This window comes from Phenylobacterium sp. (genome assembly GCF_020253645.1).
In the GTDB taxonomy this organism is placed as follows: domain Bacteria; phylum Pseudomonadota; class Alphaproteobacteria; order Caulobacterales; family Caulobacteraceae; genus Phenylobacterium.
On record NZ_JADCBG010000117.1, the window covers coordinates 1 to 10,322 of the forward strand.

A 10,322-nucleotide genomic window follows, 5' to 3' on the forward strand; every position below is an offset into this window, starting at 1 on the left:
AGGGACTATCTTCACGACGGCGCCCGACGACCATGCTTTCAGGTAGTCCCGAGTCCTTGAAGCGCCGGTCAGGACCGACAAACCTGTCGCACTCGACGAAGCGGCGGCCAGCCCGCGCCACCCAGATGATTCGATCCAGCATCGCACGAGGCGTCAGCGGCTTCGCCATGACGATGTGAGCGCCGCAATCCCGCGCCTTGGCCACCGCGGCGGCAGGCGTATGTGCGGCCGTCAGAACAACGGGAGCGTAGCAGTTAGGTCGAATCCCTGACCTACGGAGCCAGTGCACGAAGTCGTAGCCGACACCCGAGCGTCCCATGGCGTCGACGATCAGGAGGTCGAGATCGACCTCTCGAACAACCTTCTCCGCCTTCTCGACGGAGTCGCATCTATGAAGCTTGCGAGCGCCGAAGCCGTTCAGGATCTGCACCAGCACGGACATGCCAAGGGGGGTCTCCTCCAGCAAAAGGACGGAAACATGCTCCAGGTTAAAACGCGCTCGAGAATCCGCCGTGAATCCCATTGCCGCTCCGTCCCCCCAGGGACCTCCATCGCCGGGTACGGCGTTACGCCGGGGGTATCAAGGGCCAATCTTCCAAATCCACATGAAGAAGGTGCGCTCGTCCCTCCAAAACCCCGCGAGGAAGGTGGGCTCTTCGACGGTGCGATTACCGATCGCCGCCGTCCTCCCGAAGTCTGCCGATCACCCCGCTGCGAGGCGCGGGACTCCCGGAGCGAGCTCGGATTGCTGCACTCAAGTGAGCGCAGCAATCCTGCAGCATAACTGCGGTAAGATCTTGATTTAACTAGCTTTGATTCGTGAAGATGATCGTCCCGGAGGCGGCGAACATGCCGCCGACGCCATGGGCGATACTGATCTTTGCATCCTTGACCTGCGCTGCGGCGACGCCCCGCATCTGCCGAACGCTCTCCTGCAAGGCGTACATGCCGTACATGCCCGAGTGCATGTAGGACAGGCCGCCCCCGTTTGTGTTTACGGGCAGCTTGCCGCCGATGGCGGTGTTGCGTTCGCGGATGAAGTCCTTGGCCTCGCCGGGCTTGCAAAAGCCCAGGTCCTCCAGGCCGTAGAGCGGCAGGTGGGCGAAGGCGTCATAGATCATCAGGTGATCCACGTCGACGTGGGTGATGCCCGCCTCTTCAAACGCCTTCTTCCCGGAGATTTTGAAGGCGGTGGATGAGGTGAAGTCGCACATCTGCGAGACCATCGGGGTCTCGACGCTCTCCCCTGTGCCCAGGATATAGACGGGCTTCTGCGGGAAGTCCCTGGCCCTTTCGGCGCTGGTGAGGATCAGGGCGCCGCCGCCGTCGGTGACGAGGCAGCACATGAGCATCCGGAAGGGCCAGGCGATCATCGGAGAGTTCAGGACGTCGTCGACGGTGATCGGGTCCTTGAAGCTGGCCCGGGGATTGAGGGCCGCCCATTCACGCTGGACCACGGCGACGTTGGCCAGGTCCTCCTCGGTCACGCCGTAGGTCTTCATGTAGCGGAGGACCGGGACGGTGAACATGGTCGGGGGACTGGTGACGCCGTAGGGCATCTCGAACTGGCCCATCAGGCTGGACGGCGCACGCCCAAAGCCGCCCGCGCCCACCCGGCTGCGGCCGGACTCCCCGTGCGTGATCAGGATGGTCTTCGCCAGGCCGGCATTGATGGCCGCCGCCGCATGCCGGACATGCAGCATGAAGGAGCATCCCCCCACGCTAGTTCCATCGGCATAGGTCGGCTTGATGCCGAGATAGTGGGCCAACTCCACCGGGCTGATCCCGGCGGTGGCCACGCCATCGATGTCCGAGGGCTTGAGGCCGGCGTCCGCCATGGCGTTCAGGGCGGCGTCAGCATGGAGGCCGATCACGGAGACGTCCGGGATCTTGCCCATCTTGGTGGTCTCGGCGGCGCCGACGACCGCAACAGCATTCTGCTTCATGGTCTAGTTCCGCCTCAGGACTGCGCCGGCTCGAAGAGCGGCAGGGAGATGTCGTCGGTCTGCTTCTCGAAGCGAACCTTGACGGGCATGTCGAGGACCAGGGCCTCGGGCGTCTGCTGGCAACCGACGATATTGGTCATCATCGTCGGACCTTCATCGAGCTTCACCACGGCGATGGCGTAGGGCTCGGTTCCCATGTCGGGCCGAGGGCGGTGGTTGATGACATAGGACCATAGGACACCGCGGCCGCTGGCCGCGTAGACCTCGACCTGGCGCGAGGCGCAGGACGGGCAGAAGGCCCGGGGCGGGAAGTAGGTGTGGTTGCAATCGGTGCAGCGCTGCAGGCGAAGTTCGCCGTCGCGGCACCCGTCCCAGAAGTGCCGGGTCTCCGGCGTGGGCTCGGGCAGGATGCGGGCCATCGGAAAATCGTCCCCTTTGTCGTGGGCCAGTATTGGCGGCCGGTATTGGCGTGTTGCGCCCACCCTAAGGCGGGGCCCCGCGAAATGGCGGGGCGCACAGGAAAGCCCAGCCGGGTCGGGATGTCGATAGCGGGCGGGGGGGCCTAGGCGAGGGCGCCGGACATCAGGCGGCGCTCGGTGGAACGCCGGAGTTCTTCCCAGATCTCCGCCTCCAGCTCCCGGGCTTCTGGAGACGGATCCCGCTCCACCGCCGCATGCAGGTCGATCAAGGCGGCGCGCAGGCGCGCATTCATGGAGGAAAGGGCCGAGATCCGAAGATCATCGTCGCCGCCTTCCGCCAACCAGGCGTCACGACTGGCCCGGTCGCCGGCGGAGGCCAGCAGGGCGCGCAGGGCTCGGTTTTCCTCGACCAGCCTCTGGGCAGCCCCGTCCCAGGCCTCGGCCGCCAGGCCCAGCAGGGCGGCCGACAGCCCCAGCGCCCCTGCGCGTTCGGCGGGGTCGACGTCAGGGACGGCGTTGCGGGCGACCAGACCAGCGAGTTCGGCGAGGACGGCGGGGATGTCGGGCTTCACAGGCGATCCATGACCTTGAGGATGGCGCGGTCCTGGGCGTTCTGCATGCCCCAGGCGGGCAGGACCATGATCGGCTCACGGTTGCCGCCGTCGATCCAGGCCCGGGCGGAGGAGATCCAGATGGCCTGGCCTTTCACGCAATTGAACAGGGTCCACCAGTGCAGGGCGTCGGGATCCGCCTTCAGCCCGCTGGCGGCCTCCCAGTGGGCGATGGCGACGGCGTCGGGGACGAGGCCCCCCGCCAGGTTTCGCTTGAAGTTCCAGACCGGGTTGAGACTCCAGCCCAGGTCCTCGAGGGGGTCGCCCAGGTGCGCCATCTCCCAGTCCAGGACGCCGTGGATACCGCCCTGGCGGTCATAGAGGAAGTTACCGGTCCGGAAATCGCCGTGCACGACGCCGATCTTCTGGGCGGCGGGCGGCGGGTTGGCCCTGAGCCAGCGGATCGCGGCCCGGGTGATCGGCAGGGGCTCGGCCTGGTCCTCGTCCAGGACCTTCTCCCACATGTCCAGCTCCCGGAAGGCGCAGGCGCCGGGTTCAGGAGGCGGCATGACCGAATCGAGGCCCAGGGCGAAAGGGTCCGCACGGGCGATCTCCCCGAGGATGCTCCACTTGGTGCGGGCCAGCGCCTCGTGTGAGGCGAGGTAAGGTTCCGTCCAGAGGAGGGCCGGGGCAGCCTCGAACCCGGTGATCTCCTCGGCGACAGAGAAGGGCTGGTCGAGGGCCTCACTCCCCTCCTCCAGCCAGATCATCTCGGGTACGGGCACCTTGGAGCCACGGAAGGCGCTATATGCCGCGAACTCCACCCGGCGTTCGGTGTCGATCAGGCTGGCGGGCGGATCCCGGCGCAGGATCATCCGGCGCTCCCGGCGCTCGCCCTCCTCAGTCCAGGCGAGCCTGAACCGGTAGGTCTGGCGCGAGGCGCCGCCCGAGATCCGCGACAGGTCCCGCACCTCTACCTCCCGGGCGGTCGGCATGCGCGTCGCCGCGTAAGCCGCCAGACGGGAGGCGAGGTCCGCCGAGGACACCGCCTCAGGCCATCTCGAAGCGGACGGGCAGGGTCTTGGGGCCGTTCACGAAGACCGCTTGGCTCATGGCCGGGGTCCCGTCGAGCTCGAGGGACTTGAGGCGGGGGATGAGCTCTTCCCAGAGGATGCGCATCTCCATCTTCGCCAGGTGCTGGCCGAGGCAGAGATGGGCGCCGTAGCCGAAGGCCAGGTGCTTGTTCGGCGAGCGGTCCACGCGGAACTCGTGCGGGTCGGGGAAGACAGACTCGTCGCGGTTGCCGGAGGCGTAGCAGAGCATCAGCCAGTCGCCCTTGGACATGGCCCGGCCGCCGACCTCGGTGTCGGCGGCGACCGTCCGCATGAAGGTCTTCACAGGGGTGGTCCAGCGGATGGACTCATCCACCAGGCCGGGGATCAGCGAAGGGTCCGCCTTCAGCTTCGCCAGTTCCTGCGGCCGCTCGGCCAGGGCCCAGAAGGCGCCTGCGGTGGAGGAGGAGGTCGTGTCATGCCCGGCCGTCGCGACGATGATGTAATAGCTCATCGCCTCCAGCTCGGAGATCGGCCGGCCGTCGATCTGGGCATTGGCGATCACACTGGCCAGATCGTTGCGAGGACTGGTCCGGCGATCAGCGGAGAGGGCGTTGAAGTAGTTGAAGAAGTCGGTGATGACGCCCAGGTCCATCCGGCGCCCCTCTGCCCCCGCTGCGGCGGGGATGGACTCGCTCTCTCCGCGGGCGGCGCGGCCGAGCTCCGGGTCGGCGGCGCCGAACAGCTCCTGGGTCAGAGTCAGCATCCGCGGCTCGTCGGCCTCGGGCACGCCCAGAATCTCCATAACGACGTGTAGCGGATAGTGCAGGGCGACCTCGCGGACGAAGTCGCAGCGCCCGCCCGTGGCGGCCATCTTCTCCACGGAGGCCCGGGCGATCTCGCGGATGCGGCCCTCAAGGCTGCGCAGGTTCTGCGGCATGAACCAGGCCTGGGTCAGGGCCCGGTACTTGGGATGGTCAGGCGCATCCATGTGAATGAGCGTGCGAAGAAGGTGGGGGCTGCCCCCCATCATCTCGCGGATTCGGGCGTCGGCCTCCTGGCTGACCAGGGTCGGGGATTTGTCGCCGTTCAGGAACAAGTCGTTCTGGCGGCTGATCTCCAGGATGTCCGCGTGACGCGTGACCACCCAGAAGGGATCCACCCCCGCCACCTCGGCGCGACCTATCGGCTGGTTGGCGCGAAGCCAGTCATAGGTCCCGAAGACCCGCCCGTCCGCATAGGCGACGGGGTCCACGAGGGTCTGGGCGTATGGGTCAGGTATACGAACGTCGTCGCGGGCCATTCCGTCCTCCGGGGAGGCGCCCCATGCGGCAGGCGTCCGCCGGGTGTCGCCTTGATCTGTTTCAACTGATACTGCCTGACTGAAGGCGTCCGCAAGCGGCGCTTCCGATGCGAGAGATAGGCGGGCGAGCGCCCGCCGGGGAGGGCCCATGCTGACCAGAGGCGACGACTTTCCGATCCACCAGACCCCCGAGCCCATCGCCTTTTCGGGAACCGACCGGAACTTCTACGACCGGTACTTCTTCAACGGCTACCAGCCGGACGGGACAGAGTTTTTCGCCGTGGCCTTCGGGGTCTACCCCCACCTCAACATCGCGGACGCCCACTTCTCTGTCATCCGGGACGGAATCGAGCACTGCCTTCACGCCTCGCGCGTCCTCCACATGGAACGCATGGACATCTCGGCTGGCCCCATACGGATCGAGGTCGTCGAGCCCCTCAAGGTCCTCCGCGTTGTCGTCGAGCCCAGCAACGGCATTTCAGCCGACCTGACCTTCGAGGGGCGCTCCTTCCCGATCGAGGAGCCCCGCTTCATCTACCGCAACGGGCCGCGGGCCTTCATGGACTACACCCGCCTGACGGTGAACGTCCGGGTCTCGGGATGGATCGAAGTGGACGGGGTCCGGCGACAGCTGGCGCCGGGTTCCGTGGGCACCCGCGACCGTTCCTGGGGCGTGCGGCCGGTCGGTGCGCCCGACCCACAGCCCATCGTGCCGAACCAGATCCCCAGCTTCTTCTGGCAGTGGACGCCGCTGAACTTCGCCGACCGGAGCGTCTTCTTCCACGTGAACGCGGACTCGGAGGGTGAGCCCTGGAACACCCGGGCCGTGATTCTGCCGGACGGCGCCGGGCCTGGCGGAGGCCGGCACACAGGCGAGGCGGCCATGGAGGACGTGGTGATGATCCCCGGCACGCGCCACATCGCATCAGCCACCCTCTCCATCCCCCTCGCCCAGGGATCGGCCAAGGTCAGCTTCCAGCCCTTCCTGACCTTCCTCATGCGCGGGATCGGCTATCTCCACCCCCAGTGGCGCCATGGCGGCTACAAGGGCGAGCTGGCGGTGGAGCGAGAGGACATCGACCTGTCCGGCGTCAACTTCCTCAGCCCCGAGAACCTGCACGTCCAGGCCCTGTCCCACGTCACACTCACCCTGCCCGGAGAAGCGCCGGTCCGCGGGATGGGCGTTTTCGAACAGCTGATCCTCGGGCCCTACAGGCCCTATGGCCTCGCCTGAGCCCAATCGACCCTTGCCGCAGGCCCCAGGCCGCGGGCAAGTTGCCGCCTTCTGTCCCGGGGACCATCGTCTCCCCGTCGCATTTGAAAGTTTGATGCTTTGTCTCAGTCTCCGGTAGCGGCCTTTGACGCCGACCTCTCTCCCCAACTCGCTTCGGTCGAGGCCCTGATTTCGGGCCTTTCGGGCGTCGGCTATATCGCCTCACGCAGGATCGCGACGGCCCTCTACATGGCCGTCAAGCTGCAGAAGCCGATCCTGGTCGAGGGCACGGCGGGGGTCGGCAAGACCGAGCTGGCCCTGTCCACCGCCAGCCTGCTCGGCCTGCCGCTGATCCGGATGCAGTGCTACGAGGGCCTGGACGAGTCCAAGGCCCTGTACGAGTGGAAGTACGGCAAGCAGCTCCTCTACACCCAGATCCTGAAGGACCGGATGGGCGAGGCCCTGTCGGATGCACCCAGCATGGACGCCGCGATGGACCGGCTGCACGGCATGGGGGACCTGTTCTTCTCCGAGCCCTTCCTCGAGCCGCGCCCCCTGATGAAGGCGCTGCAGGAACGCACCGGGTGCGTGCTGCTGATCGACGAGATCGACAAGTCGGATGAGGCCTTCGAGGCCTTCCTGCTGGAGGTCCTGTCCGCCTACCAGGTCTCCATCCCCGAGATCGGGGTGCTGAAGGCCGAGACCCCGCCCATCGTCTTCCTGACCTCGAACAATGTCCGGGACCTGGGCGACGCCCTGAAGCGGCGCTGCCTGCACCTGCACATTCCTCTGCCCGACGCCGCCCTGGAGCAGAAGATCGTCGCCAGCCGGGTGCCCGGCATTGAGGCGAAGCTGAACACCCAGCTGGTCGGCTTCGTGCAGTCCCTGCGGGGGCTCGACCTGCGCAAGTCGCCTTCGATCTCCGAGACGGTGGACTGGGCCCGGGCCCTGATCCTGCTGAACGCCGGAGCCCTTGAGGGCGAGGTGGTCCGCGACACCCTCAACGTCCTTTTGAAGTTCGAGCAGGACATCGCCGCTGTGGAGCCGCAGATCGCTGAGCTCGTCCGGCAGTCGGCGGGCTGAGGCGGTCGTGCAGGCGGCGCTCGAGGACTTCTTCCGGGCCCTGAGGGCCGCAGACGTGCGGGTCTCGCCGGCCGAGGCCATCGACGCCCACCGCACCGTGGAGGTGGTGGGATTCTCAGACCGCGAGCTCTTTCGCGACGCCCTGTGCGCCACCCTCGCGAAGTCCGGAGAGGAGGTGGCGCGGTTCGAGAGCGTCTTTGACACCTTCTTCGACCGCCGCAGCCAGGCGGTGACGCCGGCCCCGCCTCCCCCCTCCGGCTCGGGGGATCCCATGGAGGGCCTGCCCCCCGAGGCGCAGGAGTCCGACCTGGCGCGCATGCTGCTGGACGGGGACGGGGCGGCCCTGGCCCAGGCCATGGAGGCTGCTGCGGAGCGGGCCGAGGTCTCGCAGATCCGCCTGTCGACCCAGAGGGCGCGCTTGACCCGTCGCCTGCTGGAGGAGATGGGGCTCTCGGAAATCGAGCGCATCCTGGCCGCCGCCCGCCGCCTGGGCGGACCCGGCGAGGCCGCCGCCGACCGCCTGGAGGCCGCCCGCAAGGCCCTGGCCGCCCAGGCCTCGGCCTATGTCGAGCGCCAGCACGAGCTCTACGCCAGCGGCAGCGGCAAGATGCTCCGCGAGGAGATGCTGGCCCGCAAGGCGCTGAACGCCGAGGGCGGCATCGACCCGGTCGACCTCGCCATGATGCAGGCCCTGGTCAAGCGCATGGCCAAGCGGCTGGCCGACCGCTACTCCCGCCGCCGGAACGTCGCCTGGACCGGCCACCTGGACGTCCGGCGCACCCTGCGCAAGTCGATGGGCTATGGCGGAATGCCCTTCGACATCGTCTTCAAGACCAAGAAGGTGGACAAGCCGTCCATCGTCGCGATCTGCGACGTCTCGAAGTCCGTGGCCGCCGCCGCCCAGTTCCTTCTGACCTTCCTCTACTCGCTGAACGAGGTGGTCGACCGGCTGGACGCCTTCGCCTTCTCGGGGCGGATGATCAGCGTCAACAAGGTGCTCGACGACCATCCCGTCGAGACCGCCATCTTCGAGGTCCTGAAGCAGATTGGCTTCCAGCAGACGGACTACGGGCGGGCGCTGGAGGACTTCGCCGATCAGCACCTGGACCGGATCGACCGCCACACGACGGTGATCATCCTGGGCGACGCGAGGTCGAACTACGCCAACCCCCGCCTCGACATCCTCGCCACCATCCAGCAGCGGTCCCGCGCGGTGATCTGGCTGAACCCCGAGCCGGACAGCTACTGGAGCCAGGGCGACAGCGTGATGAACCGCTACGAGCGGTTCTGCCACGTGGCCAAGACCTGCAACACGCTCGAGCAGCTGGAGCGCATCATCGAGGACGTCCTGCGGACCTACATCCCGCGCTGAGCGGGCCGTCAGCCCGCAGCGAGCAGGGCCGGGTCCACAGGCAGGCGGCGCACCCTCTTGCCGGTCGCCGCGAAGATGGCGTTGCAGAGGGCCGGCGGAGCGGGCGGCAGAGCCGGCTCACCCAGCCCTGTCGGCGGGTTGTCCGAAAGGACGAAGTGGACCTCCACCGGCGGGGCCTCGTTGATGCGCATCAGGCGATAGCTGTCGAAGTTGCCCTGGACGACCGCGCCGTTCTCGAGGGTGATCTCCTGGGTAAGGGCGCCGGACAGGCCATCGAGGACAGAGCCCTGGACCTGCTGGATCGCGCCGGAGGGATTGACGATCTGGCGGCCGACATCGCCCGCCACCCACACCTTCTCGACCTTGCTCTGGCCATCGTCGGCCACGCGCACCTGCACCACCTGGGCGAAGTACCCCATATGGCTGAAGTGGAAGGCGACGCCCTGCCCCTGGCGCGGCGCCATCTTGGTCCGCCCCCAGCCGGAGACCTCCGCCACCTTCTTCAGGACGCCGCGCATGCGCGCCGCGTCGTAACCATCGCGTCCAGGGGTCCCGACCAGACCGAAGTCGCCCAGAAGCTTCAGGCGGAAGTCCACCGGATCGGCGCCTGCGGCGTGCGCCAGTTCGTCGATGAAGCCCTGCACCGCGAAGGAGATGGCGTTGGAGCCGGGCGCCCTGAGCGGTCCCGTCGGAACCGAAATGGGCAGGACGGAGAGGTTGTACCGGAAGTTGGGCGTGAACCGGGCGGGGAACTCCGTCGCCGCCATGCCGGCCGACCTGCCGGGCTGACCCTCCGCGGATCCGGGGGTGATGAAATGGTCCTCCCAGGCGACAATGCGCCCCTGGGCGTCGAGGCCGCCCTTGAAGCGATGCCAACCCGCCGGGCGGTAGAAGCCATGGCGCATGTCGTCTTCGCGGGTCCAGATCAGCTTGACCGGCGCCCCGGCCTCGCGGGCGATCCAGGCCGCCTCGACCATGTACTCGTTGGACAACCGACGTCCGAAGCCGCCGCCGGCGCGGATGATGTGGACGGTGATGTCTTCGGGCTTCAGGCCCAGGGTCTTGGCGACCAGCTGGCGGCCAGGCTCCGGATTCTGCGTGGGCGCCCAGATCTCCATCTTCCCGTTCTGGAACCGGGCGGTGCAGTTCTGGGGCTCCAGGTTGGCGTGCGAGATGTACGGATAGGCGTACTCGGCCTCGATCGTCTTTGCGGCCGACTTCAGGGCGGCGTCGACATCGCCATCATGCCGGACCACCTTTTCGGTGGCGAAGCGTGCTGAACCTGTCGCCATCTCCTCGAACCGGCGGCTGGACATCTGGCTCGCCTCGGAGGCCTTCCAGCGGGTGTTCAGCTTCTCGCGCCCCTTGAGGGCCCGCCACCAG

10 protein-coding genes are annotated in these 10,322 nt (G+C 67.5%); 3 read left to right on the forward strand and 7 right to left on the reverse strand.

What is annotated here, in order from left to right; all coding sequences use genetic code 11:
* The 6 genes from INE98_RS08465 to INE98_RS08490 form a co-directional block, all read right to left on the reverse strand.
* The coding region (locus INE98_RS08465; protein ID WP_293538177.1) for a response regulator at positions 1–442 on the reverse strand (442 nt) is incomplete at its 3' end.
* Between the two features lie 364 nt (positions 443–806).
* Positions 807–1,946 (reverse strand): hypothetical protein, encoded by a 1,140-nt coding sequence (locus INE98_RS08470; protein WP_293538179.1) that lies wholly within the window; start codon positions 1,944–1,946, stop codon positions 807–809.
* 14 nt (positions 1,947–1,960) lie between these two features.
* Positions 1,961–2,365: a Zn-ribbon domain-containing OB-fold protein gene (locus INE98_RS08475; protein WP_293538181.1), complete on the reverse strand. Its 405-nt coding sequence runs from the start codon at positions 2,363–2,365 to the stop codon at positions 1,961–1,963.
* Between the two features lie 143 nt (positions 2,366–2,508).
* Entirely contained in the window at positions 2,509–2,937 is a 429-nt protein-coding gene (locus tag INE98_RS08480) for a hypothetical protein (RefSeq protein ID WP_293538183.1), read from the reverse strand.
* Complete coding sequence (locus INE98_RS08485) at positions 2,934–3,911, reverse strand: phosphotransferase family protein (protein ID WP_293538184.1); 978 nt, start codon at positions 3,909–3,911, stop codon at positions 2,934–2,936. Before INE98_RS08485 ends, INE98_RS08480 begins: the two co-directional genes overlap by 4 nt.
* A gap of 55 nt (positions 3,912–3,966) precedes the next feature.
* On the reverse strand, positions 3,967–5,271 hold the full coding sequence (locus tag INE98_RS08490) for a cytochrome P450 (RefSeq protein ID WP_293538185.1): 1,305 nt from the start codon (positions 5,269–5,271) through the stop codon (positions 3,967–3,969).
* A gap of 148 nt (positions 5,272–5,419) precedes the next feature.
* On the opposite strand from INE98_RS08490, the gene INE98_RS08495 reads away from it, so the two are divergent.
* The 3 genes from INE98_RS08495 to INE98_RS08505 all read left to right on the forward strand — a co-directional run bounded on the left by INE98_RS08495 (position 5,420) and on the right by INE98_RS08505 (position 8,939).
* Positions 5,420–6,505, forward strand: coding sequence for a hypothetical protein (locus INE98_RS08495; protein ID WP_293538187.1), 1,086 nt, complete (start codon positions 5,420–5,422; stop codon positions 6,503–6,505).
* A gap of 99 nt (positions 6,506–6,604) precedes the next feature.
* Positions 6,605–7,567, forward strand: a complete 963-nt coding sequence (locus INE98_RS08500) for a MoxR family ATPase (RefSeq protein ID WP_293538189.1) — start codon at positions 6,605–6,607, stop codon at positions 7,565–7,567.
* A 7-nt stretch (positions 7,568–7,574) separates the two neighbouring features.
* On the forward strand, positions 7,575–8,939 hold the full coding sequence (locus INE98_RS08505) for a VWA domain-containing protein (protein WP_293538191.1): 1,365 nt from the start codon (positions 7,575–7,577) through the stop codon (positions 8,937–8,939).
* Between the two features lie 8 nt (positions 8,940–8,947).
* Here INE98_RS08505 and INE98_RS08510 read toward each other — a convergent pair.
* On the reverse strand, positions 8,948–10,322 hold a 1,375-nt coding region (locus INE98_RS08510), incomplete at its 5' end, for a molybdopterin cofactor-binding domain-containing protein (protein WP_293538192.1).